We start from the raw sequence: 24,989 nt of genomic DNA on the forward strand, positions 1-24,989 counted from the left end.
GGGCGCGTCCGGAAATCCTGTTTCTGCGTCAGGGAGCTGCGGAGACCGAGGCGTTGAGCAGCTCGGGCAGCATTTGCGGCGAGGTGGCGAGCATCCCGAGGATCTGCGTTGCCGGCACCGGGGCGTTCGGCTCCACATGCAGCTCGAACCGGCCCGGCGAGACCAGGAAGGTCTTGATCGCCGCATGCAGGTTCTGGCCGAAGGGGGTATCCTTGACCGGGCCGAGATTGGTCATGGCCTCGTCGGCGAGCATCTGCGCGAACTCTTCAGAGGTCGCGGTCAGATCCTCGGGCGTGTCGCCCTTGTTGCCGTTGATGCTGTCGAGGATCGACGTGACCAGACGTGCGTCGGTGATCGCGAGGCGCAGCCGGTTGACGGTGGCCGTCGCCATCGCCGCCTGTGCCTGCTCGGGATCCTCGAAGACGATGCGGGGAATCCCACCGAGTTCGAACGCCAGTTCGACCGTGCCGCCGCCGTCGATCGCGATCTTCATCGGGTCGAGGCGCAGGGTCTGGTCGTCCGCGTTCCAGGCCAGCTTGATCTCGTCGGAGTAGCGCACGCTTTCCAGCCCGAGCCGGCCGAAGATGCGGCGGGCGTCCCTGTTGTCGAGCGCCCTGACCGGGATTTCCAGACCCTTGGTTTTGCCATCGATCCGGGTCGGGAACGGGGCAATGAAGTCGCTCATGGCAAAGCGGTAGTGGGTGAGCGAGATCGGCGTCGGCAGTTTGTTGGACGCAACCTTCAGGCCCTGGACGTCGATCAGGCCGAGGGTCGGCACCATCGAGAGATAGTCCGTCAGGGACGGTTCCTTCTCGTCCGCAAACACCATAAAGCCGAGATAGGAGGCGAGCGGGCTGAGGGCAAGATCCGACATCTGGAAGCGCGCAAGCGCGAAATCGGTGTCGTTCTCGCGGATCTTGAAGGCGGTTCCTTCGATGGTGAGATCGCCGAGGTTGCGATAGGACGCATTCTTCACGGCAATCTTGTCGATTCCGCCGTTGATCTCTTCGGATTTGATCGCCAGAGCGTCCAGCTCCAGATCGGCGACCGACAGGCCCTCAAGGGTGGTCAGCGCCTTGCGGCCGAGCTCTAGAACTGCCGCCCTATCCTCCGGCAGGGTGCCGAGCACCGCCTGGTCGGCCAGCTCGCCAATCGGGAACACCGGCGTTTCCGGTGCGATATGGGCGTTGTCGGCGAAGGCCTTCTTCAGGCTACCGGAGCCAAACGGCGTGGAGACGGTCACATCATTGACCTCAACCCGCTCAAGGACGGTGTCGCGCACCTTGGTATCCGCCGGTAGGACGCCGATGAGCCGCAGAACCGGCTTTATGTCCTGGCCGAGCACCAGGTAGACACCGTTCTCCTGACGCATGGCCACGGGTTTGTCGGTGTCGTCGTCCGGTGTCAGGTCGAGCGTGCTTTCGGACACCATGCGCTCGATGCGCTGCTCGGCGATCCGTCCGTCGTGGATGCCCTTGATCGAGAAGCCTTCGTAGCGGTCGGTCTGGATGGAGCCGTCGGCAAGGTGCGTTTCCGCCTCAACCAGTCGCGCGGACGAGGTTTCGGCCTGCATCTTGAGGGCGGTGCGCAGCAGCGGGAAGAAGCGGGATACCGGCTGTTCCGGCGCCTCCGCAATCGTCGGCAAGGTCGGCTGGAAATATCCGGTGGTGACCGCGTCGTGCTGGCGTCCGGTGAGTGCGAAAAGGGTTTTGTCGTCGCCCTCGTCCGCAGCCTTTTCCGTGGCATTCACCCGGAACTCGAACACGCCCGGCTGCTCGACTTTCTGGAAGAACATCCCGCCATCGCCTTCCTTCGCGCCGAAGAAGCGGGTTTCGGGGGCGTCCATGGCCAGATCGACGGTCAGCTCGTCGCCGCCGAACTTGAAGGAGAAGGACCAGGCGAGCTTGGCGTCCCGCAGGATCGCGTCTTCCGGGCCGGTCTCGACAAGGCTGCCGTATTCGGCAGTCACCGCACCGGTTTCCTTGGCCCAGGCGAAGAAGCGCTCGACGGAGTCGGTGGCCGGATTGGCCAGCGCCGGCGTCAGGCCGACAAAGCCCAGCGACACGGTCAGCGCGCCGCTCATGAGGTAGGTTCTGATCTTGTGCGTCATGATCCTGCTATGCGTTCAATATGGCCTCGCCAGCGGGGGAGGAACGAGCCGCGCGAGGCCGACAGTCGGGTCAATGGATATGGTCTTGCAAAGAGAAGAGGGCCCATGGGGCCCTCTTGCGTTTTCGTCAGTCCTCGTTGGCGGAGATGCTGACACCGAGGATATCGGGCAGGGACTGCGGCGCCATCATGGCGGTTCCGAGAATCTGCGCGAAGGGCACCGGTGCCGGCGGTGCCGCCTTGGCGGTGAGCGACTTCGGATCCTTCAAGAATGCCGTCGCGGCGCTCGCCACTTTCTTCTGGAAATCGGCGTTGTTGATGACCGAGAGCATCAGGGGGAGGGCGCCGGCCAGCTGGCCGACGAATTCCTCGCGCGAGGAGCCTGCTTCCTTCGCCTGCTTGTCGAGAACGCGGTCAACCAGCGAATCGTTGTCGATCCGGATGGAGATCTGGTCGACGAGCAGGTTCTGCATCAGGCCCATTGCTTGCTCCGGGTTGTCCTGCGCCTTCTCCAGCTCCGCCATCACTTCGCGGGTCACACCGCTCATCCGCAGGGATGCTATCAGCGTTGCCGCTTCCTCGCCGGAAACCTTGAGGGTGTTGAGCGACAGGACGCCGCCATCCGGATCCCAGTTGGCCTGCATTTCCAGGCTGAGGGTGATCGACTCGTAACCGAGGTCGGTCATCGCCTTCTTGCCGTCGGCATCCAGCGACGCGGCGGCGATGGTGATGCCTTCGGCCTGGACGGAGCCGGCGGTCGGCAGGTCGCCGTCCATGGAGTCGATCTGCGCCAGCACACGGGCGACCGGGACCTGACCTTCCTCGCCAGCGTCGATCAGCATGTCGACCAGTTCGGCGCGCGAATAGGACGGGGCGACGGCGTCGGCGCCGCCTTTCGCTTCCACTTCCTCGGGGGAGGGAAGAACCGCATCGGCGACATTGATGGTCTTGACGGTGATGCGCACATCGTCGTCGTCGTCATCCTCGATGGTCACGCCCTTCAGGGTCATGGTGACGACCGACAGCCGGCCGTTTTCAAGGATCTTGGCGCCCGACAGCAGCGTTTCGTCGATTGTCAGCCGCGCTTCGTCGTCATCGGCCAGGGTCGCCTCAAGGCCGGAGATGGTAACCGTGTCGTTGGCGCTTTCGACGCTCTTGTACCCGGTCACGACAGCATCGCCGGCCTCGACCGTCTCCAGGAAACGCTGGGCGATGGCATTGTCTGTCGCCTCGAAGGCGAAGCCTGCGGAGGGCAGGAGCAGCGGACAGGCGAGCACGAGGGCCATGGCCGATCGTGAAGGGTAGTGCAACATGTAAGATGTCTCCAAACTCGGTTGGGTTGGTTTCCGCTCCCTGCCAGCGGACCGTTACGATGCGCCAAGATGAAAGGCAGGACAACCCGTAGCGGCAGGCAGGGGGAGTGCATGCACGGGGAAATCGTGAAAAATGTGATGGGGACGACATAAATCCGTCGCCCGCGCGAGCGGGAGCAAGGTGCCCCGGCGGTGCGTTCAGCCTTGCGCCGGGGTCGGGGGCCGTTCGGGCAGGCTTGCCATCGCCGCGCAGACATCGCTGAGGGCGGGCAAGCTGGCTTCGTTGCCCAGGTGCTGGATGGCATGGGCGGAGGCGGCCCGGGCAAAGGTGAAGTGCTTTGACCAGGGGGCGTCCGGGGAGGTCAGGAATGCGTTGATATAGGCGCCGTGAAAAACGTCGCCGGCGCCATTGGTGTCGATCACCTTGTCGGAGGGGACATCGAGCGCGGGCAGATGCCGCATCGGTGAGGTGCCCTCATACCAGTACATTCCCTCCTCTCCGAGGGTGACGCCGCCAACCCGGCAGCCCCTTTCGCGCAGGTAGGCGAGGGTGTCCGGCACGCTCAGGTTCAGTTGCTCGCAGAACCGGGCGGAGACGATCGCCACGTCGATGAACCTCAGCAGTTCCTCGGTGTCCTCGCGCACCGCGCCGCCGTCCAGCGAGGTGAGGATGCCCGCTTCCCGGCAGGCGCGCGCATAATAAAGCGCGGCGTCGGGCATATGACCGTCCAGATGCAGGGCACGGCAGCCGGAAAGGTTCAGCTTCTGAAAGGGGTGCAGGAAGTCGTTGTCCCGACAGCGGACGATGGCACGCTTCCCGCCCTTGGGCATGATGAAGGACAGGGACGATTCATGCACCTTGCGGCCATGGACCGTGACCCCGTATTGCGCCGCCATGTCGAGGAACATGCGGGCCAGCCAGTCATCGGCCTGGGAACACATCAGGTCCGGCTGGACGCCGAGACGGGCACAGGTGAAGGCGGCGTTCACCGCATTGCCGCCGAAACTGACGGCGTAGTCGCGGGCAATGGCCTTTTCGTCGCCCGTCGGCAGGGTGTCGGTGAGAAAGGTAATGTCGATATATGCCTGGCCGATAAATAAAGCCTGCATGAGTTTGAAACTCCTCGCGGCGGGACCGTGAAAAACCACTTTCAACAGGTAGCCGGTCTTTGCGTCTTTTTCAAAGACTTGTCATGTCTTCAGGGGTCATTTACCAAGCTGGTGCATGATAAGTGCAGGCTGAAATTCCGGAACCTCGCGTGTCGCATCGATATGCCCTTTTCTTCAGGACACTGCTGATCGCGCTTGTTCTCGCGGTCGCGCCCCTGATTGCGGCCAATTATATCCTCAATAACTACGCTGTGACCCAGGCGCGGGCCGAGATGACGGCCGTCGCCGAACGCTATGTGATGCGCGCGGAAAAGGCGATCAATGATGCTGTCACCGTGCTGCAGGCCTTGCACAAGGACGGCAATGTCACCTGTGCGGCCATCGACCGGGCGGCGTTTCACGCCGGTCTGATCGCCGCGCCCTATGTGCAGATGATCGGCGTCGTCGACACCAACGGCGTCCTGATGTGCAACGTGCCTGACCAGATCACCAGCGGCGAGCCGGTGCTGCCGGCGTTGAAGGTGGATTCTCCGCTTGTGGGTATCGGCATGCGCGACAGGTCCTACGAGGGAACGCGCATTGCGCTGGTCAGTTGGCGGATCGGCAATGGCAACCGGCTGCTGGCGGAAATCTCGCCGGTGGCGATCTCGATCGACCCCGGTCCGGAGTACTTGCGGGCCTATCGTCAGGCGGAGCTGCGGCTGGGGGATGGTGTTGTCTGGCTGAAATCCGGAGAGCCGACACCGAGCGGTCGCTTCGGGGAGGATCCGGAGCTGATCGTTGAGGTCAGGTCGGAGAAGTATCCGATGGTGGCGCAGGTCACGGCACCGGCATCGGCCGCCGACAATCTGGTGCGGGACCTGAAGGTGGTGGCGGCGATTGCCTGCGTCGGCTTCGCGATCCTGTTTGTCGCGGTGGGCGTCTGGATTTCCTGGCGACCGGAAAGCGAGGCGGAGGACGATTTCGTCCAGGCGATCCGCAACGGCGAATTCGTGCCCTACTACCAGCCGGTGATGGATATCGAGACCGGTCGCCTGCGCGGCTGCGAGGTGTTGATGCGGTGGGCTCGGCCGGACGGATCGGTGATCTCGCCCGGCGCGTTCATGACCTTCGCCGAGACTCACGGGCACATCTTCGAGATGACCCGGCAGATCATGCGCAAGACCCGGGACGAGGTGGCGGATCTCTACCACGAGAACCCGGAATTCAAGCTGTCCGTCAACCTGTTCGCCGGCCATTTCGAGGACCGGCAGGTGATCGAGGACATCAAGCAGATCTATGGGGGCTCGAAGATCGCCTACCAGCAGATCGTGCTGGAGGTCACCGAGCGCCAACCCCTGTCGGACATGGAGACGGCGCGCAAGATCATCGCCGAACTGCAGGCCTTCGGGGTGCGTGTCGCGCTGGATGACGTGGGCACGGGCCATGGCGGCTTTGCCTATCTGCAGAAGCTGGGGATCGACATCATCAAGATCGACAAGATGTTCATCGACAGCCTGGGGACCGACGACAATTCCACCACCATCGTCGATACGATGGTGGAGCTGGCCGACAACCTGGGCATGGGCATCATCGCCGAGGGCGTCGAGACGATGGAGCAGATCGAGCGGTTGCGCGAGTTGGGCGTTTCCGCCGCTCAGGGGTATATCTTCTCGCCGCCGCTGCCCGCGCCGCTGTTCATCGAGCTGGCGCAGGCGCTGTCCTCCGGCGAGGCGGACATGGGCGAAAGTGAGGCCGAGGCCGAGGTTGCCTGACGGGATGCGGCCTCATGCCCGGATTGCACTGGAAAATTCATCGTAACGCTGCGGCATGGTTTCGCCGTGAACGGCGTTTCTATATGGTCCGGCGCGGCGCGGGGGCGTGACGGATGATGGAGATCTGGGTGTGACGCATGAGGGCATGACTGGGCTGGGCCTGAGGTGGCTGCGGTGCGGGATCGCGGCGCTGGCCATTGCCGCGCTCGCAGGGTGTCAGACCGCGCCTTCAGGAAGCGCCGGCCGGATGGCGTCGCCTGTTGCGGCCGGAGCGGTTCAGACCGGCCAAACTTCGGATGCTCTGCCGGACGTTGCTGCGGCTCCCGAGAACGCCATGCTGGCCGCCTCGGCGGTGGGCACCGCGCCGCGGGCGCCCGGGCCCGCCTCGCTGGCTCTGGCCCCGTCCGGCGGCGCCGTGGCGCGGGCGCATTCGGCGATCGTCATCGATGCGCGCAGCGGCAAGGTGCTGCACGAGGAAGATGCGGATGGGCTGCGCAATCCTGCATCGCTCTCCAAGATGATGACGCTCTATCTGCTGTTTGATGCGCTCGATGCTGGCATCGTCACGCTGGACAGTCCGCTGACGGTGTCGCGGAAGGCCGCCTCCCAGCCTCCGGCGCGCATTGGCGTCAAGGCCGGCACGACCATCACCGTGGATCAGGCCATCCGGGCGTTGGCGGTCAAGTCGGCGAATGACGTTGCCGTGGTGGTTGCGGAGAACATTGGCGGCACGGAGACCGCCTTCGCCCATCGGATGACCCGCAAGGCGCGCAGCCTGGGGATGCGGCGCACCAATTTCGTCAATGCTTCCGGCCTGGAAAACCCCGGTCAGGTGACGACGGCGCGGGACATGGCGACCCTTGCCCGGGCGCTGAAGCGGAACCATGCGAGGCGGGCGCGCAACTTCACCGCGCGCAGCTTCACCTACAACGGGCGCACCTACAAGACCACCAACAACCTGCTTGGCCGGGTCGCCGGGGTCGATGGCATCAAGACCGGCTACATCAGCAAGGCCGGGTACAATCTGGCGGCCTCGGCGCGGCGCGGCGGCAAGAGCATCATTGCCGTGGTGATTGGCGGCCAGACCGAGGCCAAGCGCGACCGCGAGGTCACCAATCTGCTGGAGCGCTATCTGTAGACCTGCGGAGGGCACCGCAGGTGGCTGCTACAGCAGCTTGTAGAACTTCTCGAACACCAGATAGGTGGACTGAATGTGCTGGCGGGCGGCGGTTTCGGCCGCGTCCGGATCGCGCGCCTTGAGTGCCCGGCCGATGTCCTCATGCTGATCCTGGAACAGCGCCGATTCCTCCGGTGTGACAAGCTGGGCGAAGCGGTGGGCGAAATAATATTGCGTGTTCTTCTTGATGAGATCGACAAGTCGCTCGTTGCCGGAAGCGGCATAGATGCGGTTGTGCAGGTCGCGGTTTGAGGTGAGCCGTTCCGACAGATCCGCATGGGTGAGGCGGGAGCGGGCGTTGGTCGCCTCCAGAATCGCCGCCAGCTCCGCCTCGGTGGCACGAATCGCCGCCTGCGCCGTGGCAAAGCTCTCCAGCGACATGCGCACCTCGTAGGATTCGCGAATCTGGGTCATGTCGAGCTTCTTGACCTCCCAGCCCCGCTTGCGACGCGACAGCAGCCCATCAGCGGAAAGGCGCTGCATCGCCTCGCGCACCGGTGTCCGGCTGACGCTGAGCGCTTCGCCGATTTCCGCCTCGATCAACGGTGTGCCGGTCGGCAATGCGCCGGTGCGAATCGCCAGGCGCAGCACCTCGTAGACCAGCTCGACAAAGGCAACGGGCGTTTCGAGACGCCCGCCTGCGGGGGCGTCGTCGGCGGCAAGCTGGCGGAAGTCATGCGCCACCTGCCAGAAGTCGGCTCCGGCGATCACCCGGTTTTCCAGATCGCCCAGCCACTCGGGTGCGCCGCTTCCTGCCGGGGGGATGCGGGGCAGGCGCGGAGGGCCGGCAATTACCCAGTTTTCGTCTCCGGGGCGCAGGCCTGTGGAATTTTTCATGCGGCTTTCCGGGTCTTTCGGTGTCTGTCAGGTGTCTCTGCGGCCGTGGTGCAGCACGCATCTTCACAATCTCTCATATGTGCCGCCAATCCAATCGCCAAAAGGGATGTCTTGACGCATCCATATCAGCATGCTTGTTTGCATGCAAAGTTTGTAACCAATTTGCGAGCGTGGCGAAACGATGCGGGTTCCGGGACTAGACGAAACACACGACCAGAAGCTGGAAAGCTGGGTGACGTCGGCGAATGCGCCCGGTTGCCCGTTCCCGATTCAGAATCTGCCGTTCGGCGTGGCGGAAACGGGCGAGGGCGCGGCACGACATATCGTCGTCGCCATTGGCGATCAGGCGCTGGATCTGGCCGCCTGTGTCGATCTGGGGCTGTTCGACGATCTGATGGGGGGGGCGGGGCGCGTCGTGCTCACCGCCGGGACGCTGAATGCGCTGATGGCGCGGCCGCCGGCCGACTGGCAGGCCCTTCGCCTCTGGCTCAGCCGGGCGCTGCGGACAGGCTCCGCCCTTCAGGGGCAGCTGGAGGCTTGTCTTCTGCCGCAGGACGGCCTGCGCATGGCGGTGCCGGCGAAAATCGGCGACTACACGGATTTCTACTGCTCGGTCGAGCACGCCACCAACATCGGCAAGATCTTCCGGCCCGACAATCCGCTGTTTCCGAACTTCAAGAGCCTGCCGATCGGCTACCACGGACGGGCGTCCTCGATTGTCGTTTCGGGAGCCGATGTGCACCGGCCGAGCGGGCAGCTGCGCCAGGCGGACGGCGTGGTGTTCGCGCCGTGCCGCATGCTCGATTTCGAATTGGAGCTTGGCGCCTTCATCGGTGGCCCCACCAACAAGGCTGGTCCGATGCCGCTCGCTGCCGCGCGTGAGCGTCTGTTCGGCTTCTGCCTCGTCAACGACTGGAGTGCGCGGGACATCCAGGCCTGGGAGTACCAGCCGCTCGGACCGTTCCTGGCCAAGAGCTTCGCCACCAGCATTTCGCCCTGGGTGGTGACCCGCGCGGCGCTGGCGCCGTTTCAGGTCCCGGCGCGGCTACGCGATGCCGGCGATCCGCCGCTGCTCGACTACCTTGCCGACAGCGACGACGCGGCGGCCGGCGCGCTGGATATCCGCTTGCGGGTCGGACTGCGCGGCAAGGCAATCGAGGCGGGGGGCGGTACGGCGCATGTGGTCGCCGAGACCAACTCCGCCGGGCTTTACTGGACCTTCGCCCAGATGGTGACGCACCACATGTCGAACGGCTGCCCGCTGGTCGCCGGCGACATGATCGCCAGCGGCACGATTTCCGGCGAGGCGGAGGGCTCGCAAGGCTCGATGATGGAGCTGACCCGCCGCGGCGCCGAGCCGCTTTCCCTTGGCGAGGGGGAAACGCGGGGCTTCCTGCACGACTACGACGAGGTTGTTTTCGCCGGCCAATGCGAGCGCGACGGGTTCCGCTCGATCGGTTTCGGGGAATGCCGGGGCATGGTGCTGCCGGCGGTGCAGGAGTGATCTTGCACATGAGAACGCATGAATAATCATGCTGTTAGGGAGGACTACATGACGAAAGATCGCATGACGGTGATGGAGAGGGTGGCCGGCTGGGTCGGCGGCAACCTGCGACGCACGGGGATTGCCGCCGCTGCGCTCGTGATGGGAAGCAGCCTGGCCGCTGCGGAGGAGTTGAAGCCGGTGACCATCGTGCTGCCGGGCTCCTCGGCGATGGCCTGGTATCCGATGATCGTTGCCCAGCAGCAGGGTTTCTTCGCCGAGGAAGGGCTTGATGTCACCATCAAGAGCCTCGACGGGTCGGGCGCCGTGTTGCAGGCGATGGCCGCGGGTCGGGCCGAATTCGGCGCGCCCGGACCGGGCCCTGTGCTGAACGCGGTGGCGCGCGGCGCCGACGTGAAGTTCTTCTACAACCTTTTCTCGCGCGGGCTGTTCATGCTCGCCGGCGACCGCAACGACGGCATCACCTCCGCCGAGGGACTGCGCGGCAAGCAGATCGGCGTCTCCACCGCGGATGGCGCCGAAGTCTCCTTCGCCCGCAGCGCGCTTGCCTCCGTTGGCGTGCAGCCGGATGAGTACAAGTTCGTCACCATCGGCCAGGAAGGCATGGCCGTGACCGCGTTCCAGCGCGACACGATCCACGCCTTCGCCGCTTCCTTCACCGGCATCGCCGTGCTCAAGGATCGCGGCGTCGATGTGTTCGATCTGACGCCGGAGGGGCTCGACCTGTTCGGCAACGGCCTGGCGGTGCGCGGCGATATCTACCGCGACTCCCCGGAAATGGTCGCGGGATTCGCCAAGGCGGTGCACAAGGCGACGCTCTGGGGCATGAAGAACCCGGATGGCGTGCTGAAGGATGGCGAGACCTACAATCCGCAGGAAGTGGAGCGTGCCGCCTACGCCCGGGCACTGCTTGAGACCGTCAACCAGCAGTACATGCCGATCGGTTCCAACAAACTCGGCTATCTGCCGGCAAGCGGTTGGGACGCCTGGCACAAGAGCCTCCTGACCACCGGCGAACTGGACGCGCCGATCGAGGATCTGTCGGTGGTCTACACCAACGAGTTCGTCGAGAACCTTGGAGACGAATGATGCATGCACCGCGGCCTGACGGAGCACCCATCCTCCGTCTTACCAATGTGAACAAGCATTACCGCCGCGCGAGACAGGGTCAAAGCGACATCATTCATGCTGCGAAGGATGTGTCGTTCGATCTGGAGAGGGGCCAATTGGCCTCTCTCGTCGGCGCAAGCGGTTGCGGCAAGTCCACGGTCCTGAAAATGATTGCCGGGTTGATCCCGGCGACCGGCGGCGAGATCCAGCTCAAGGGCGACAAGCTGACCGGCCCGAACGAGCAGATCGGCATCATGTTCCAGCAGCCGACGCTGTTGCCCTGGCGCAGCGTGCTGGAAAACGTGCTGTTGCCGATCGAGATCCGCGAGGGGCGCGGTGCGGCCAAGGCCGCCCGGGACCGGGCCATGCAGCTTCTGCAGATGGCCGGCCTTGCGGAGTTTGCCCACGCTGTGCCGGGCGAATTGTCCGGCGGCATGGCCCAGCGGGCGGCGATCTGCCGGATGCTGGTCACCCAGCCGGAGCTTCTGCTTCTGGATGAGCCGTTCGGCGCGCTGGACGAGTTCACCCGCGAGCAGATGAACGTGGAGTTCGAGCGCATCTGCCGGTCGCGCGAGGCGACCGCGATCATCGTCACCCACTCGATCCAGGAAGCGGTGTTCCTCGCCGATGCGGTGTTCGTGATGTCACCGCGTCCGGGGCGGATCATCAAGCGCATCGAGATCGACCTGCCGCGCCCGCGCACCTCGGACATGATCACCAGCACCCGGTTCAATGACTACGTGCGCGAGATTCACGACCTGTTGTTCGGCGGCGAAAAGGAAGCGGCACATGTCTGAGACCCAGTCTGTCGATCCCGAAACCCTCATTGCCCTGGCCGAGAACGAGCGCAAGACTCTGGTCGAGCGCATGCCGCAATGGCTGCTCGTGCTCCTTTTTGGCGCGGCGATTGTTGGCGTCTGGCAGGGCGCGGTCAGCTACAGCGGCATCTCCGAACTGGTGCTGCCGGGCCCCTATCAGGTGCTTCAGGACCTGATCTTCACGCTGAAGAACCTGTTCAGCGGCGGCTATGTGGCCCATGCCACCTGGATCACCCTGGTCGAGGTGGTGTTCGGCTTCGCCCTTGCCTCGGCCATCGGCCTGACGCTCGGGATGATCATCGGCGCGACCGCCTTCGGCCGCAAGGCGATCATGCCTTACGTGGTGGCGATCAACACCATGCCGAAGGTCGCCTTCGCGCCGCTGTTCGTGGCCTGGTTCGGCTTCGGCATCGAATCCAAGATCATGATGGCGGCGTTCATCTCCTTCTTCCCCGTCACCATCAACACGGCGGCCGGGCTGGCGGCGACCGACAGCAGCATGGCCATGCTGTTCAGGTCGCTTGAGGCCAACCGCTGGCAGACGTTGATCAAGCTGCAGATGCCGTTTGCCACGCCCTATATCTTCGCCGGGCTGAAGCTGGCGGCGGTGTGGAGCGTCATCGGCGTTGTCGTCGGCGAGTACATGGGCGGCGGCGAGGGTCTTGGCGAACTCGTCCGCGTGGCCGCCAGCCAGTTGCGCGTCGGCCGCGTGTTCGCGCAGATCCTGCTGCTCAGCCTGATGGGTCTGTCGGTCTTCGGCTTCGTGACGCTGCTCGAACGCTACTTCGTGCGCTGGAAGAAATAACCGGCCCGACACCTGATGCCACTGTCCGCTGCGCGCCTTCATCTCTGGGGAAGGCGGGCGCGGGAATAACCGATGAGCAACCCGGCCGGGCCCTTCCCGCGCCGGGTTGTTTCATGTTCCGCCCGTCTCAGGGGCAGGTATTGACAATGACGCGAGCGGAGCTGTAGGTCTCCAGCCACCGGAAAGAAGGAGATTTATGCGCAGATGACCCGACGCGCCCCTTGAGGGCTTGAATCATCAACGACTCGGTAGTCGTTGATTTCCTGTGCGTATTCCACTTTCTGGAAAAATCATGACAGATGACAATCTGACGATCCGCGCCTTTCGCGCGGACGATACCGACTGCCTTTCCGAGATCTGGTATCGGGCATCCCTCAAAGCGCATCCCTTCCTTGGGAAGGAGCTGCTTCAGGACCAACGCAAGCAGATCGAAGAGATCTATCTGCCGCAGGCGGAGATCTGGGTGGCCACGATCTCGCAGCGACCCGTCGGCTTCATCGGCTTGCTCGACAGCTTCATCGGCGGGCTGTTCGTTGATCCGGCAGAGCAGAGGGGCGGCATTGGCCGCGCTCTGGTGGCCCATGGCCTGGGGCTCAAGCAGGAACTGACGCTTGAGGTCTATGCGCAGAACACCGAGGCGGTCGCGTTCTATCGGCATCTCGGCTTCAGGGAGGTCAGCCGGCGTCCCCGCGATGACAACGGCTTGCCGTTTGAAAACATCCACATGCACCTGGCGGAATGACACTTGGGCGGGGCGGGGCGGGCAGTCGCTCCGCCCTGCTCACCGGCAAATGAAGCAGCAACGCATTCCATCAATGAAGTGCGGGACGGCGCGCGCGCCGACTGAGCTCAACGGCAAGCACGAGGGCCGCGCCCAGCGGGACCAGCGCGCCCACCGCCAGCAGGGTGAGCAGGCCATGCGGCCCATAGGCATCGATCAGCATCGCCCCGAGGAGCGGGGCCAATGCGGAGGCGATCAGCGCCGGGCGAGCCAGCCGGCCCATGATCGGTGCGTAGTCCTCCGGGGCGAAGATGGCGAGCGGCAAGGCGCCGCGTGCAATCGACCACAGCCCATTGCCCGCCCCATAGGCCACAAGAGCCGCGCCCGCCGGAAACTCCCACTGAAGCCCGAGGAAACCGATCAGCACCAGTGAGGTCGACACGAGCATGGTCCAGATCGGATGATGGCGGCCGCGCCCCAGCATCTCCAGAACCCGGGCACCGACCTGCGCCGGGCCGATCAGCGTGCCCAACCCGACTGCGGCGGCAAGCGCATACCCCTTGGCGGTCAGGATGGTGATCAGGTGTACCGACCAGAGCGAGGCGAGCATCGCCAGTGCGGACCCGGCGCAGGCAATGCACCAGAAGCGAAGGTCGAAGCGGCCAGGCGACCGGTCAGGGGCGACAGTCGCCGAAAGGGAGGGCGCAGGGACGGGCGGCGCGCTTGCCGGCAGTGCGTACCAGCACAGCGGCAGGGTGACGGTCAGATGGAGCGCGGCATAGGCGAAACAAGTGCCGCGCCACCCGACGCTTTCGACCAGAAATGCCGAGATCGGCCAGCAGACAGTGCTGGCAAAGCCGCCCCACAGGGTCAGGGCGGTGATGGCCGAACGTGCCTCCCGCCCGTAGAGCCGGCCAAGGGTTGAAAACGCGGCATCATAGAGTGCCGCCGCCATGCCAAGCCCGAGAATGCCCCAGGCGATCAGATAGACCGCCAGGGACTGGGCCAGACCGAGAAGCCCAAGCCCTGCGGCGATCAAAAGGGCCCCGGCCGCGAGCACCCGCCGGCCGCCCTCACGCTGGATGAAACTGCCGATCCGGCTGGCCGCGAGGCCGGACACCAGCAGCCCAAGCGAGACGCCAAGTGTCACTTCTCCCGCGCTCCAGCCGGTCTCGGCCTGGATCGGGCCGGACAGGATCGCCAGCAGGTAGAAGCTGCTTCCCCAGGTGAGGATCATCACCAGGCCGAGAGCCGAGATCACCCGTGTTCGTTCCGAGATCATGATCGGACCGCCTTCGCGCCGGCTGCGGCGCCGCCGTCTTCGATCTTGTGTCTTTCCGCTTCAGTCAGCATCAGTCGTCGCCCCGGTTGCGGCCTTCCTCGGCACAGCATTCGTCGCTCAGAAAGCCCAGCAGCGCGTTCATCGCTGGGTATTCCGCATGACAGATCAAGCTGGTGCCCGCTCGTTCCTGGCGGACCAGACCGGCGGCGACCAGTCGCTTGAGGTGATGGGACAGGGTCGAGGCGGGCATGTCGAGCCGCTCCTGCACATGGCCCACCGGCAAGCCACCGCGCCCAGCGCGGACAAGCGTCCGGTAAAGGGTCAGCCGGGTCGGGTTGCCAAGAGCTTCAAGCTGGCGGGAGGCTATTTCGATGTTCATGGAAATAGGCATGCGCGCATGCGCGCGGGTCGTCAAGTGATCATTCCATGACTGTCGAAATATGGGGAGCGGGGCGCGTCAGGCGACCCGGCCCGTCGGGGGAAGACAAGCCCCGCCAAGCCGTCTCTGGCGGGCGGGGCGATGCCTTTGCGACGAGCGCCTGAGCGAGCGCGTTTCAGCCTTTCAGGCCAGTGCGATCAGGCCGGTTCGGTGACCGTATTCAGTGGCCGGGTGACGGCTTGGTCACTGTCGAAATCGGCGGCGAAGCGCGTCTCGCGCAGCGGCTTCACCGTCTCGGTCGAAAGCTGGTAGTCCGGATGTTGCTGGAAGGCGGCGAGATCGGCCTCGGTCTCGAACTCACCGTAGACGATGAAGTCGACCTCATTGCCCCACTGGTCGCGCTTCAGGTTTTCGCCGATTTCCAGCTTGGTCGCGTGAGAGATACCGGTCAGGCGCGACAGGCCGGCCCGGACAGCCTCGTGGTTCTCTTCCCGGGCGGTAAAGAACACAATATGTCGAATCATCTCATACCTCTGAAGCGCGTCGTTCAATCGAAACGTCATGTCCGCCGCCCCGCCGAAATCCTTGGTCGTTGGGGCAGGAACTCGCCGGCCACCAGCCGCATGGGGGCGCGGGGATGCGCCGGTTCCACGGCGTCGGTGGGAGCGGGGCGCTCGGGGGGGCAGGGCCGTTGCCACCGCCGTTCCGGATGCCGGCCGGTGAAGGGGTGTCACAAACACCGGCGCGCTTCAATCGGGACGAACATCTTTCCAAGCGCTGATACCCAATTCCCGGCCTCAAATGGCCGGCGCAAAAGGTCGCAGCCAGCCCGTCACCGTGAAAAAAGCCGGAAAACTCCAGCCACCGGCGGTCTAAAGTTCGGTCTCAGAGCACGAACCATCGGACTCCGCTCAGCAGCGGAAGAGAATTGGGTCTCGGGGAAAGAATGAACAACGCCAAATTTCAGGGTAGTGATGGCCTTTGCGGAACAGTTCCTCTGGCGCATTGAGACAAAAGGGGCGCGAAAAGGTTCTGAATTGCGGCATCGTCGAAGGTTTCGTTTTCCCGCGTTCTTCGACCGATTTCAGGTGCTTCAGGGGGAGTGATTTCTTCTTCTATTTCCTCAAGTCGCTCTTTTACGGTCTCCTCAGCCCGTTCGATAATGGATCTAGGAACGCCTGCTCGGGGACCAAGAACGCCCAGATAGGGGGCACGTCAAACAGATCGGGACCTGTAGGCGGGGTAACGCGAGGGTCAGGTAGCTGGGATCGTTCCTGAATACGTATGCAAAAAATGTTTGCCAAACAGAGTATTTCGTGTTTTGACTCCATGAATACGAATTCACGGCGCGAAGCCGTGGGATCTTGAGGAGGAAAGCCCGTGAAATTCGCACCGCTTGTCACGCTCGGCGTGAGCCTTGTCATGGCCGTACCGGCGCTGGCCGACACCACCATCCGCATCGGCCATGCGACCCCGGAAAACTCGCCGATCCATCAGGCGCTCGCCTATTTTGAAAGTGAGCTGGAAGCCCGTTCGAAGGGCGGCATCGAGGTCGAGATCTATCCCGGTGGCCAACTTGGCAGCGTCAAGGAAATGACCGAGCTGGTGCAGTCCGGGAACATCACCATGACGACCGGCGCATCGGTGCATCTGAGCGCGGCGGTCGATGAGCTGGCGGTGCTCGATCAGTTTCTTCTGTTTCAGGATGAAGAAGAGGCGCGCTCGCTGCTCGACGGCGATGCCGGGGCGGCGATTTCCACCGCAATGGAAGCGCGCGGTCTGAAGAATATGGGCTTCATGGAGCTGGGGTTCCGCAGCTTCACCAACAGCCGTGCGCCGCTCGACAGTTTCGATGCCTTCAAGGGCTTGCGGATGCGTTCGGCGGACAACCCCATCGCCATCAAGGCGTGGCGGTCGGTCGGGGCGGTGCCGGTGCCGCTCGCTTGGGGTGAAATCTATTCCTCGCTGCAGCAGGGGTTGATCGACGGTCAGGAGAGTGCGCTCAGCTCGATGATCATCGAGCGTTTCTTCGAGGTGCAGGACTATGTGTCACTGACCGGGCATATCTATTGGCCCGAACTCTGGATGGCCAATCTCGGCTGGTTCGAAAGCCTCGATGCGGCCGACAAGGGGCTCATTGAGGAGGTTGCGCGCGAGACGGTTGCCCGGCAGCGCGAACTGACGGCCGCAGCCAATGCCGCGACTCTGGAAAAGCTGAAGGAGGCCGGCCTCAAGGTCAACGAGTTGCCCGCCGCCGACAAGAAGCGCCTCGGTGAGGTCATGAACGGCGCCATCGAGGCGGATATCCGCGCCAAGGTTGGCGATGAGTTCTACGACACGTTCATGGCGGCGGTGGCGAAGTAGTCGCCCAAGCGAACGGCGGCTGCCGGAAACAGGCGACCGCCGCAAAAACGTGAGCTTGAAGGAGGGGGCGATGCGCGCGCTTGAAAAATGGTTCGAGCCGACGGTGATCGTTGGGATGCTGAGTGCGATCATCCTGCTCGTGTTTGCGGATGTGGTCGCCCGTTTCGCCTTCTCCACGTCGATCGCAGTGGCGAATGAACTGGCCCGCTTCTGTTTCGTCTACATGATTTATTTCGGTGTCAGCTACGCCATTCGCGAGCGCCGGCACATGCGCGTTACGGTGTTGCTCGACATGATGCCGGCGGCGGCGCGGCGTTGGGTCTTCGCGCTCTCCGAATTGATTTTCCTGATCTATTCCGTGGCGGTGTGCTGGCTCGGCGTGGTTATCACGCACAAAGCATTCGGCTGGGGCAAGATCCTGTCATCGACGGAATGGCCGCTCGGTTTTCTCTATATGGCGATCGTGTTCTCCGGCGCGCTCAGCAGTCTGCGTCTGCTGCAGTCCCTATGGCGGACATTGGTTGCTGGCGACACCCGGCTTGGGCCGCAGACGGATATCTGATCATGACCACCGCGATCCTTTTCGGTAGCTTCTTTCTGCTCTTGCTGATCGGCGTGCCCATCGGGATTGCGCTGGGAGCGGCCAGCCTGCTTGCCATCGCTTATATCCCGTTCCTGAATTTCGACATGTATGCCCTTGGGCTGGTGTCGGGGATCGACAGCTTCACGCTGATCGCGGTGGTGCTGTTTACGCTCGCCGGCAGTCTGATGGCACAAGGGGGAATCTCGCGGCGGCTGATCGCCGTCGCAGACCGGGCCTTCGGCCGCGCGCCGGGCGATCTTGGTACGGTGACGATCATGTCGTGCCTGTTCTTCGCCGCGATTTCCGGCACGGGCAGCGCGACGGTGGCGGCCATCGGTCTGGCGCTGATCCCGGCGCTGGTGGAGCGCGGCTACGATCGGGCTTATGCGGGGGCGATGGTGGCGAGCGCCGGCGGGCTGGGGGTGATGATCCCTCCTTCCGTGGTGATGATCGTCTATGCGGTCGCCGCCGGCGTGTCGGTCACCGCGCTGTTCATGGCAGGTGTCATTCCGGGCATTGTCATCGCGCTTACCCTGATCGTCTACAACATCCTGCAGCGCCGTCGTGCTCCTCGCCAGGCGGAGGCCGTGGCGGCGCGAGGGGGGAGCCTGCTGGCCGCGCTCAACGAGGCGAAGCTGGCGCTGGCCATGCCGCTCGTCGTGCTGGGGGGCATCTATTCGGGCATCGTCACGCCGACGGAAAGCTCCGCCGTGGCCGTTGTCTATGCGCTCGCGGTGAGCTGTTTCGTCTATCGGGAACTGCCGCTCAAGGCAGTGCCGAAAATCATGCTGGAATCCGCCCTCTTGGTCTCGGCCGTGCTGGTCATCATCGGCGCTTCGGTCGCCTTCGGCCGCATCATCGCGCTGGAGAAGATCCCCTCGGAACTGGCACAATTCGTTCTGTCGCTGACCGATAGCAAATATCTGGTGCTGCTGGCGGCTCTGGTGTTGCTGCTCATCGTCGGTACCTTTCTGGAGACGCTTGCGGCCATCGTCATCCTGACGCCGGTGCTCCTGCCGATCATGCTGCAACTGGGTGTCGATCCGGTGCATTTCGGCATCGTCATGATCGTTGCCCTGGCCATCGGCTTCGTGACGCCGCCGCTCGGCGCCAATCTCTTCATGGCCGCGCAGGTCGGGGGCATTCCCTTCGACAAGATCGCCCGGCGGATCTTCCCATGGGTGGCGGCAATGTTCGTGGCCCTTCTCATCATCACCTATGTGCCGTGGCTGTCGCTGGTTCTGCCCGAGAACCTGCTTGGCTACGGGCGCTAACACCCTGATTGCAGGCATGAGGCCGGCGCCGATGCGGCATCGGCCGGAGACGAAAGGACACCCCTCATGACGATCGAGTATCTCAAGCGCGGCAAGCCCGAGGCCGACCGGGCGGCCGATGATGCGAAAACCGCCGAGGTCGTCGCGGCGACGCTGAAGGACATCGAGGCGCGCGGCGATGCGGCGGTGCGCGAACTGGCCAACAGGTTCGACAAATACGACCGGGAGAGCTATCGCCTCAGTCAGGACGAGATCGACGCGTTGATCGCCAAGGTCAGCCCGCAGGACATGGAAGACATCCGTTTCGCGCAGGAGCAGGTGAAGAAATTCGCAAAGGCGCAGCGCGACTCCATGACCGATATCGAGGTGGAGACGCTGCCGGGGGTTATTCTCGGTCACAAGAACATCCCGGTGCAATCGGTTGGTTGCTACGTGCCGGGCGGCAAGTTCCCGATGGTGGCCAGCGCGCATATGTCGGTGGCGACCGCCGCTGTGGCGGGCGTGCCGCGCATTGTTGCCTGTACCCCGCCGTTCAACGGTGAGCCGAATCCGGCGGTGATCGCCGCCATGCATCTGGGCGGCGCGCACGAGATCTACGTGCTTGGCGGCATTCAGGCGGTCGGCGCCATGGCCATCGGAACGGAAAGCATCGCGCCGGTGCACTTGCTGGTCGGCCCGGGCAATGCCTTCGTGGCGGAAGCCAAGCGTCAGCTCTTCGGCCGGGTGGGCATCGACCTCTTCGCCGGCCCGACCGAGACCATGGTGATCGCCGACGAAACCGTGGATGCGGAGATGTGCGCGACCGACCTCCTGGGACAGGCCGAGCACGGTTACAATTCGCCTGCGGTCCTGGTCACCAACTCGCGCAAGCTAGCGGAGGGTACGCTGGCCGAGATCGAACGTATCCTGGCCATTCTGCCGACGGCCGACACCGCGCGGGTGAGCTGGGAGGATTACGGAGAGGTCATCCTTTGCGACACCTATGAGGAGATGTTGCAGGTGGCCGACGATATCGCCTCCGAGCACGTCCAGGTGATGACCGACCGCGATGACTGGTTCCTGGAAAACATGACCTGCTACGGCGCGCTGTTTCTGGGCCCGCGCACCAATGTCGCCAATGGTGACAAGGTGATCGGCACCAACCACACGCTGCCAACCAAGAAAGCGGGGCGCTACACCGGCGGGCTGTGGGTCGGCAAGTTCTTGAAGACGCATTCCTATCAGAAGATCACGAACGATGCGGCGGCGGCAGAGATTGGCGCCTATGGCTCGCGGTTGTGCCTCTTGGAGGGGTTCGTCGGCCATGCGGAGCAGTGCAACCTGCGTGTTCGGCGCTACGGCGGCGAGAACGTGCCTTACGGTGCGCCGGCGGCGGTGCGCGGCTAACGGGGAGAGTGAGGACAGGATGGTGGAGAACCGGGTTACCTCCGTGGATGTGGCGCGTGCGGCGGGCGTCAGCCAGCCGACCGTCAGCCGCGTCTTCACGCCGGGCGCCCGGGTCTCGCCGGAATTGCGCGCCCGCGTGGAAGAGGCCGCGCGCAAGCTCGGCTACCGGCCGAACACGCTGGCGCGGGCGATGATCAAGGGGCAGTCCAACGTGATCGGCCTGGTCGTCGCCTATCTCGACAACCCCTTCTATGCTGAGGCCATTGAGCTTCTGTCGGGGGCGCTCAAGGGGTTCGGCTACCACATCATCGTTTTCACCGCATCGAACGACGAGGGCAGCGTCGATCTGGCGGTGGAGGATCTGCTGGCTCATCAGGTGGATGGCATCATTCTCGCCTCCGTCAGTACGACACTGAAGCTGACTCACGAAATCAGGAACGCCGGGATTCCGCTGGTGCTGTTCAACCGGGGGCAGAACGATCCGACGATTCCGGCGGTGACCGCGACGAACTACGCAGGTGGACGCAAAGCTGCGGATTTCCTCGTCGGGCTCGGGCATCGGCGGATCGCGCATATCTCAGGCTGGCAGAAATCGCTGACGGGCGTTGACCGGATGCGCGGTTTTCTCGACGGCCTGGCCGATCACGGCCTGGAGCCCGTGGCCTGCGTCGACGGACGTTACGACCGCGCCACGGCGATGGCGGCAACGCGCGAGATCTTCGCCGGACCGGATCGGCCCGAAGCGGTTTTTGTCGGCAATGATCACATGGCTTTCTCTGTGCTGGAGGCGCTTCAGTACGATCTCGGCCTGCGGGTGCCGGAGGATGTCTCAGTTGTCGGCTTCGATGACGTGAAAATGGCGGCGTGGCGGGTGTTCGACCTGACGACCCTGCGGCAGCCGGCGAACGAGATGGTTGCGGCGGTGGTCGACATGCTGATGCGGCTGATCGACGGCAAGCCGTTGGAGCGCACCCGCGTCCAGATCGACAGCGCCCTGATCGAACGCGGAACGACACGTGCAAGCCCCCAGGAGTGAACGGAACATGAGCGAGAGCGGTGCGATTCTTCTTCCCGTGGCCCCGAGCTTTCGTCTTGATGGCAAACGGGCGCTGGTGGCCGGTGCATCGTCCGGCATCGGGCTGGCCTGCGCGGCGGCGCTTGCCCAGGCCGGAGCGCAGACGGTGGTCGCCGCACGGTCGACGGACAAACTGGCGGCACTCGTGGCCGCGCTCCGGGAGGCCGGTCACTCCGCCGAGGCGATGACACTCGACGTTGCCGATGTCGCGGCCACCGGGACGGCTGTGGCCGAGGCCGGCCCTTTTGACATTCTGGTCAACTCGGCAGGCCTGGCCCGGCATGGCCCCGCCCTGGAGACGTCCGAGGCCGACTTCGACGCGGTGGCGGCGCTCAATTTCAAGGGGGCCTATTTTCTGACCCGCGCCGTGGCGCGCGGCCTTATGGCGGCGGGCCGGCCGGGATCGCTCATCAACGTGTCCAGCCAGATGGCACGGGTGGGGGGCATCGACCGCGCGGTCTACGCGGCAACGAAACACGCGGTTGAAGGTTTCACCAAGTCGATGGCGATCGAGTGGGGTAAGGCCGGCATTCGCGTCAACACGATTTGTCCGACCTTCATCAGGACCGCCCTGACCCAATCGACCTTCGATCAGCCGGAGCGCAGGGCGTGGATCGAGGACAAGATCAAGCTCGGCCGTGTCGGCGAGGTCGAGGACATCATGGGGGCGGTGCAGTTTCTGGCCTCCGATGCGTCCGCGCTCGTCACCGGGACGGCGCTGATGATCGACGGTGGCTGGACCGCCGACTGACGCTTTTCCCTTCCAGACAGTGAGAGACATCATGTCCGATATAACTTCGCGCATCGTCCGCTATGGCGAGTTGAGCCCCTGCAAGACTGCCTTCATCGACGCCCATACGCCGGGCAGTGATCAGAAGGAGAATTTCACCATCATCGGTGGCGGCGTCTCGGAAAGTCCGGACCAGCACGTTCATATCCGCGAGACGCCTGGCTTCAACATCGGGGCGGCAGGACAGCCACCGAAGTGCAGGAACTCGCTCCACAGTCACACCACGGCGGAAGTGTTCTTCGTTCTCAAGGGGCGGTGGCGTTTCTTCTGGGGGCGTCACGGTACTGCCGGTGAGTTCATTGCCGAGGAAGGCGATATCTTCAACATCCCCACCGGGATTTTCCGCGGGTTCGAGAATGTCGGAACAGACTATGGAATGATCATGGCGATCCTGGGGGGCGACGATGCCGGCGGTGGCGTGACCTGGGCACCGCAGGTGATCGAGGAAGCGCGCGCGCATGGCCTCGTTCTGGGCAACAATGGCATGCTCTACGACAGCAAGAAGGGCGAGACCCTGCCGGAAGGTGTGGCGCCGATGCCGCTCCTGAGCGAAGAAGAGCTGAAGGCCTTTCCGGAAGTGCCGGTGGAAAGGGTCGTGCGCGACTACGTGGCGCGCTACTGGGACCTGATGGCTCTTGCCGCCGACAAGCCGGCCCGGGTGATCGGCCCCGATGCGCTCCTGAAGGACCGGCCCGGGTTCGAGGTCGAGTTCCTGACGCGCGGATCGGTCGCCGACGAGATGGCGGCGCGTGACAAACACACCGTCCTTATGCCCGTGCGGGGGCACTGGAAGCTGCGTCATGAGGGCGGCGAGACCGTGCTCAATCCCGGCGACACCTGTCTGCTCAATCCAGGTGAGATCCATGCCATCGCGCCCTCGATGACGGGGGAGGCGAGCCTTTACCGTGTCACTGCCACGGATGACCCGGCTGGATCGACCTGGGTCGGCTGACGGCCATGTGCGCAACGCGGCGGCGGTTTCGCCGCGTGGCCGCTGCCAGCCCAATGGAGGTCTCATGACGCCCCTTGTTCTGTTGCCCGGCATGATGTGCGACGCGCGTCTTTTCGCGCCGCAGATCACCACATTGTCCGGACGTATTCCAGTGATGACCATGCCCGTTGCCGGGTGTGACACGATGGCCGGACTGGCCGGCGACATTCTCGCCTGTGCGCCGCCGCGTTTCGCGCTGGCGGGCCTGTCCATGGGCGGCATTCTCGCCATGGAACTCGTTCGCCAGGCGCCGGAGAGGGTGGCGCGGCTGGCGCTGCTCGACACCAATCCGTTGGCGGAAGTGGAAGAGGTCAAGGCGCGGCGCGGGCCGCAGATCGAGGCGGTTCGGGCGGGTGGTCTCGACGCCGTCATGCGCGATGTGATGATCCCGAACTATCTGCATGACGCCACTGATCCGAAGGGCATTGCCGCACTGTGTCTGGAGATGGCGCGCGATCTCGGCCCCGGGGTCTTCGCCGCGCAGTCGAAGGCGTTACGCGACCGGCGTGACCAGACCGAGACCTTGCGGGCCTATTCCGGTCCGGCGCTGGTTCTGTGCGGACGGCACGACCGGTTGTGTCCGCTGTCCCGGCATCATTTGCTGCACGATCTGATGCCACAGAGCACGTTTGAAATCATCGAGGGGGCGGGGCATCTGCCCACTCTCGAACAGCCCGAAACGACGACAGCGGCCCTTGTTCGCTGGCTGGAGGATGCAGCATGAGCAATTTGTCTTCTTCGCTTCTGGATGTGCTGCGGCGTGTCGATACGCCCACGGTTTGCAACGCCATCGAAGTGGCGCAGGGCAAACGCGGGTTCAATGACTTCACGCGCGGCACGATGCTGTCTTCTGCGCCGGATGCGCCTCCCATGGTGGGCTTTGCGCGCACGGCCCGCATCGCGGCGCTGGCGCCTTCGCAGGAGGCGCCCGAGGTCGTGCGTGAGCGCCGCATGGCCTATTATCGCTATATGGCCGAAGGGGCGATGCCAGCCGTCGCGGTGATCGAGGACGTCGATTATCCGAACTGCATCGGTGCCTATTGGGGCGAGATCAATACCACCGTTCACAAGGGTTTCGGTCTTGCCGGCGCGTTGACCAATGGCGTGATGCGCGATCTGGGGGACCTGCCGGAGGGGTTTCCCGTCGTTGCCGGATCGGTGGGCGTCAGCCACGGCTTCGTGCATGTCACGGAGATCGACATTCCGGTGACCGTTCACGGGTTGACGATTCGGCCGGGCGCCCTGATCCACGCCGACCGCCATGGCGCGGTCGCAATTCCCGAGGCGGTGATCCCGGTGCTGGAAGCGGCAATAGACAAGCTGCTCGCCACCGAGCGGATCGTGCTCGATGCAGCGCGCGCGCCCGGGTTCGACTTTGCCCGCTTCGAGGAAGCCTGGAGCGCGTTCGAGAAGGCCAGAACTTGAGCGTCGGTGAGCGTTGGGGCGCCGTTTGCCGATCAGGACTCAGGTTGGCTTGCTGCCGGTTTGTCGGATACCGTCCCGTCCGCGGCCGACGGCCAGATGAACCGACCGGGTTCCAGCTTCTTCGTGAACAGACAGGCCCCTTGCTCTTCTGGAAACGCTTGTCGAGATGGGGCTGACCGAGG

Annotated in this window: 23 protein-coding genes; 16 read left to right on the plus strand and 7 right to left on the minus strand. The window is 64.2% G+C overall.

The window, feature by feature from the left end; genetic code table 11:
- Positions 1 to 28 precede the first annotated feature (28 nt).
- The 3 genes from LC062_RS00725 to LC062_RS00735 all read right to left on the minus strand — a co-directional run bounded on the left by LC062_RS00725 (position 29) and on the right by LC062_RS00735 (position 4,532).
- The gene (locus LC062_RS00725) at positions 29 to 2,110 is read right to left on the minus strand and encodes a hypothetical protein (protein WP_224909127.1); all 2,082 of its coding nucleotides are present in this window, start codon (positions 2,108 to 2,110) and stop codon (positions 29 to 31) included.
- A 127-nt stretch (positions 2,111 to 2,237) separates the two neighbouring features.
- Positions 2,238 to 3,422, minus strand: a complete 1,185-nt coding sequence (locus LC062_RS00730) for a hypothetical protein (RefSeq protein ID WP_224909128.1) — start codon at positions 3,420 to 3,422, stop codon at positions 2,238 to 2,240.
- 198 nt (positions 3,423 to 3,620) lie between these two features.
- Positions 3,621 to 4,532, minus strand: coding sequence for a sugar kinase (locus LC062_RS00735; protein ID WP_224909129.1), 912 nt, complete (start codon positions 4,530 to 4,532; stop codon positions 3,621 to 3,623).
- A gap of 149 nt (positions 4,533 to 4,681) precedes the next feature.
- Here LC062_RS00735 and LC062_RS00740 point away from each other — a divergent pair, with 149 nt between their 5' ends.
- Positions 4,682 to 6,286, plus strand: a complete 1,605-nt coding sequence (locus LC062_RS00740) for an EAL domain-containing protein (protein ID WP_224909130.1) — start codon at positions 4,682 to 4,684, stop codon at positions 6,284 to 6,286.
- Between the two features lie 247 nt (positions 6,287 to 6,533).
- On the plus strand, positions 6,534 to 7,424 hold the full coding sequence (locus LC062_RS00745) for a D-alanyl-D-alanine carboxypeptidase family protein (protein ID WP_224909131.1): 891 nt from the start codon (positions 6,534 to 6,536) through the stop codon (positions 7,422 to 7,424).
- 27 nt (positions 7,425 to 7,451) lie between these two features.
- Here LC062_RS00745 and LC062_RS00750 read toward each other — a convergent pair whose 3' ends face one another.
- Positions 7,452 to 8,300, minus strand: a complete 849-nt coding sequence (locus LC062_RS00750) for a GntR family transcriptional regulator (protein ID WP_224909132.1) — start codon at positions 8,298 to 8,300, stop codon at positions 7,452 to 7,454.
- A 232-nt stretch (positions 8,301 to 8,532) separates the two neighbouring features.
- Here LC062_RS00750 and fahA point away from each other — a divergent pair, with 232 nt between their 5' ends.
- From fahA to LC062_RS00775, 5 genes are all read left to right on the plus strand, one after another.
- Positions 8,533 to 9,804 (plus strand): fumarylacetoacetase, encoded by a 1,272-nt coding sequence (gene fahA, locus LC062_RS00755; protein ID WP_318246084.1) that lies wholly within the window; start codon positions 8,533 to 8,535, stop codon positions 9,802 to 9,804.
- A 48-nt stretch (positions 9,805 to 9,852) separates the two neighbouring features.
- Positions 9,853 to 10,893 (plus strand): ABC transporter substrate-binding protein, encoded by a 1,041-nt coding sequence (locus LC062_RS00760; protein WP_224909134.1) that lies wholly within the window; start codon positions 9,853 to 9,855, stop codon positions 10,891 to 10,893.
- The gene (locus tag LC062_RS00765; protein ID WP_224909760.1) at positions 10,893 to 11,711 is read left to right on the plus strand and encodes an ABC transporter ATP-binding protein; all 819 of its coding nucleotides are present in this window, start codon (positions 10,893 to 10,895) and stop codon (positions 11,709 to 11,711) included. Before LC062_RS00760 ends, LC062_RS00765 begins: the two co-directional genes overlap by 1 nt.
- Positions 11,704 to 12,537 carry an ABC transporter permease gene (locus LC062_RS00770; protein ID WP_224909135.1) on the plus strand — a complete coding sequence of 278 codons (834 nt, stop codon included), beginning with the start codon at positions 11,704 to 11,706 and terminating at the stop codon, positions 12,535 to 12,537. Before LC062_RS00765 ends, LC062_RS00770 begins: the two co-directional genes overlap by 8 nt.
- Positions 12,538 to 12,829: 292 nt before the next feature.
- Positions 12,830 to 13,279 carry a GNAT family N-acetyltransferase gene (locus tag LC062_RS00775; RefSeq protein WP_224909136.1) on the plus strand — a complete coding sequence of 150 codons (450 nt, stop codon included), beginning with the start codon at positions 12,830 to 12,832 and terminating at the stop codon, positions 13,277 to 13,279.
- A 70-nt stretch (positions 13,280 to 13,349) separates the two neighbouring features.
- On the opposite strand, the gene LC062_RS00780 is transcribed toward LC062_RS00775, so the two are convergent.
- From LC062_RS00780 to LC062_RS00790, 3 genes are all read right to left on the minus strand, one after another.
- Complete coding sequence (locus LC062_RS00780; RefSeq protein ID WP_224909137.1) at positions 13,350 to 14,540, minus strand: MFS transporter; 1,191 nt, start codon at positions 14,538 to 14,540, stop codon at positions 13,350 to 13,352.
- 70 nt (positions 14,541 to 14,610) lie between these two features.
- Positions 14,611 to 14,919, minus strand: a complete 309-nt coding sequence (locus LC062_RS00785; protein WP_224909138.1) for an ArsR/SmtB family transcription factor — start codon at positions 14,917 to 14,919, stop codon at positions 14,611 to 14,613.
- A 197-nt stretch (positions 14,920 to 15,116) separates the two neighbouring features.
- Entirely contained in the window at positions 15,117 to 15,443 is a 327-nt protein-coding gene (locus LC062_RS00790) for a Dabb family protein (protein ID WP_224909139.1), read from the minus strand.
- A gap of 856 nt (positions 15,444 to 16,299) precedes the next feature.
- Here LC062_RS00790 and LC062_RS00795 point away from each other — a divergent pair.
- From LC062_RS00795 to LC062_RS00835, 9 genes are all read left to right on the plus strand, one after another.
- The gene (locus LC062_RS00795) at positions 16,300 to 17,283 is read left to right on the plus strand and encodes a TRAP transporter substrate-binding protein (protein WP_224909140.1); all 984 of its coding nucleotides are present in this window, start codon (positions 16,300 to 16,302) and stop codon (positions 17,281 to 17,283) included.
- 70 nt (positions 17,284 to 17,353) lie between these two features.
- Positions 17,354 to 17,845: a TRAP transporter small permease gene (locus LC062_RS00800; protein WP_224909141.1), complete on the plus strand. Its 492-nt coding sequence runs from the start codon at positions 17,354 to 17,356 to the stop codon at positions 17,843 to 17,845.
- Between the two features lie 2 nt (positions 17,846 to 17,847).
- Complete coding sequence (locus LC062_RS00805; protein WP_224909142.1) at positions 17,848 to 19,140, plus strand: TRAP transporter large permease; 1,293 nt, start codon at positions 17,848 to 17,850, stop codon at positions 19,138 to 19,140.
- A 66-nt stretch (positions 19,141 to 19,206) separates the two neighbouring features.
- Positions 19,207 to 20,526 carry a histidinol dehydrogenase gene (gene hisD, locus LC062_RS00810; RefSeq protein ID WP_224909143.1) on the plus strand — a complete coding sequence of 440 codons (1,320 nt, stop codon included), beginning with the start codon at positions 19,207 to 19,209 and terminating at the stop codon, positions 20,524 to 20,526.
- 19 nt (positions 20,527 to 20,545) lie between these two features.
- A complete protein-coding gene (locus LC062_RS00815) occupies positions 20,546 to 21,562 on the plus strand; it encodes a LacI family DNA-binding transcriptional regulator (RefSeq protein WP_224909144.1) in 1,017 nt (338 codons plus the stop codon).
- A gap of 7 nt (positions 21,563 to 21,569) precedes the next feature.
- Complete coding sequence (locus LC062_RS00820) at positions 21,570 to 22,352, plus strand: SDR family NAD(P)-dependent oxidoreductase (RefSeq protein ID WP_224909145.1); 783 nt, start codon at positions 21,570 to 21,572, stop codon at positions 22,350 to 22,352.
- Between the two features lie 31 nt (positions 22,353 to 22,383).
- Positions 22,384 to 23,343: a cupin domain-containing protein gene (locus tag LC062_RS00825; protein WP_224909146.1), complete on the plus strand. Its 960-nt coding sequence runs from the start codon at positions 22,384 to 22,386 to the stop codon at positions 23,341 to 23,343.
- 64 nt (positions 23,344 to 23,407) lie between these two features.
- Positions 23,408 to 24,106, plus strand: a complete 699-nt coding sequence (locus LC062_RS00830; RefSeq protein ID WP_224909147.1) for an alpha/beta fold hydrolase — start codon at positions 23,408 to 23,410, stop codon at positions 24,104 to 24,106.
- Entirely contained in the window at positions 24,103 to 24,807 is a 705-nt protein-coding gene (locus LC062_RS00835; protein ID WP_224909148.1) for an RraA family protein, read from the plus strand. The genes LC062_RS00830 and LC062_RS00835 overlap by 4 nt, the downstream gene beginning before the upstream one ends.
- The last annotated feature ends 182 nt before the right edge of the window (positions 24,808 to 24,989 follow it).

Source organism: Stappia indica (assembly GCF_020177335.1).
GTDB lineage: Bacteria > Pseudomonadota > Alphaproteobacteria > Rhizobiales > Stappiaceae > Stappia > Stappia indica_B.

Bases quoted from the DNA above. Each gene is read 5' to 3' on its own strand.
- LC062_RS00725 (WP_224909127.1), bottom strand. From the start codon at position 2,110: ATGACGCACAAGATCAGAACCTACCTCATGAGCGGCGCGCTGACCGTG.
- LC062_RS00730 (WP_224909128.1), bottom strand. From the start codon at position 3,422: ATGTTGCACTACCCTTCACGATCGGCCATGGCCCTCGTGCTCGCCTGT.
- LC062_RS00735 (WP_224909129.1), bottom strand. From the start codon at position 4,532: ATGCAGGCTTTATTTATCGGCCAGGCATATATCGACATTACCTTTCTC.
- LC062_RS00745 (WP_224909131.1), top strand. From the start codon at position 6,534: ATGGCGTCGCCTGTTGCGGCCGGAGCGGTTCAGACCGGCCAAACTTCG.
- LC062_RS00750 (WP_224909132.1), bottom strand. From the start codon at position 8,300: ATGAAAAATTCCACAGGCCTGCGCCCCGGAGACGAAAACTGGGTAATT.
- LC062_RS00760 (WP_224909134.1), top strand. From the start codon at position 9,853: ATGACGAAAGATCGCATGACGGTGATGGAGAGGGTGGCCGGCTGGGTC.
- LC062_RS00765 (WP_224909760.1), top strand. From the start codon at position 10,893: ATGCATGCACCGCGGCCTGACGGAGCACCCATCCTCCGTCTTACCAAT.
- LC062_RS00770 (WP_224909135.1), top strand. From the start codon at position 11,704: ATGTCTGAGACCCAGTCTGTCGATCCCGAAACCCTCATTGCCCTGGCC.
- LC062_RS00775 (WP_224909136.1), top strand. From the start codon at position 12,830: ATGACAGATGACAATCTGACGATCCGCGCCTTTCGCGCGGACGATACC.
- LC062_RS00780 (WP_224909137.1), bottom strand. From the start codon at position 14,540: ATGATCTCGGAACGAACACGGGTGATCTCGGCTCTCGGCCTGGTGATG.
- LC062_RS00785 (WP_224909138.1), bottom strand. From the start codon at position 14,919: ATGAACATCGAAATAGCCTCCCGCCAGCTTGAAGCTCTTGGCAACCCG.
- LC062_RS00790 (WP_224909139.1), bottom strand. From the start codon at position 15,443: ATGATTCGACATATTGTGTTCTTTACCGCCCGGGAAGAGAACCACGAG.
- LC062_RS00800 (WP_224909141.1), top strand. From the start codon at position 17,354: ATGCGCGCGCTTGAAAAATGGTTCGAGCCGACGGTGATCGTTGGGATG.
- LC062_RS00805 (WP_224909142.1), top strand. From the start codon at position 17,848: ATGACCACCGCGATCCTTTTCGGTAGCTTCTTTCTGCTCTTGCTGATC.
- hisD (WP_224909143.1), top strand. From the start codon at position 19,207: ATGACGATCGAGTATCTCAAGCGCGGCAAGCCCGAGGCCGACCGGGCG.
- LC062_RS00815 (WP_224909144.1), top strand. From the start codon at position 20,546: ATGGTGGAGAACCGGGTTACCTCCGTGGATGTGGCGCGTGCGGCGGGC.
- LC062_RS00820 (WP_224909145.1), top strand. From the start codon at position 21,570: ATGAGCGAGAGCGGTGCGATTCTTCTTCCCGTGGCCCCGAGCTTTCGT.
- LC062_RS00825 (WP_224909146.1), top strand. From the start codon at position 22,384: ATGTCCGATATAACTTCGCGCATCGTCCGCTATGGCGAGTTGAGCCCC.
- LC062_RS00830 (WP_224909147.1), top strand. From the start codon at position 23,408: ATGACGCCCCTTGTTCTGTTGCCCGGCATGATGTGCGACGCGCGTCTT.
- LC062_RS00835 (WP_224909148.1), top strand. From the start codon at position 24,103: ATGAGCAATTTGTCTTCTTCGCTTCTGGATGTGCTGCGGCGTGTCGAT.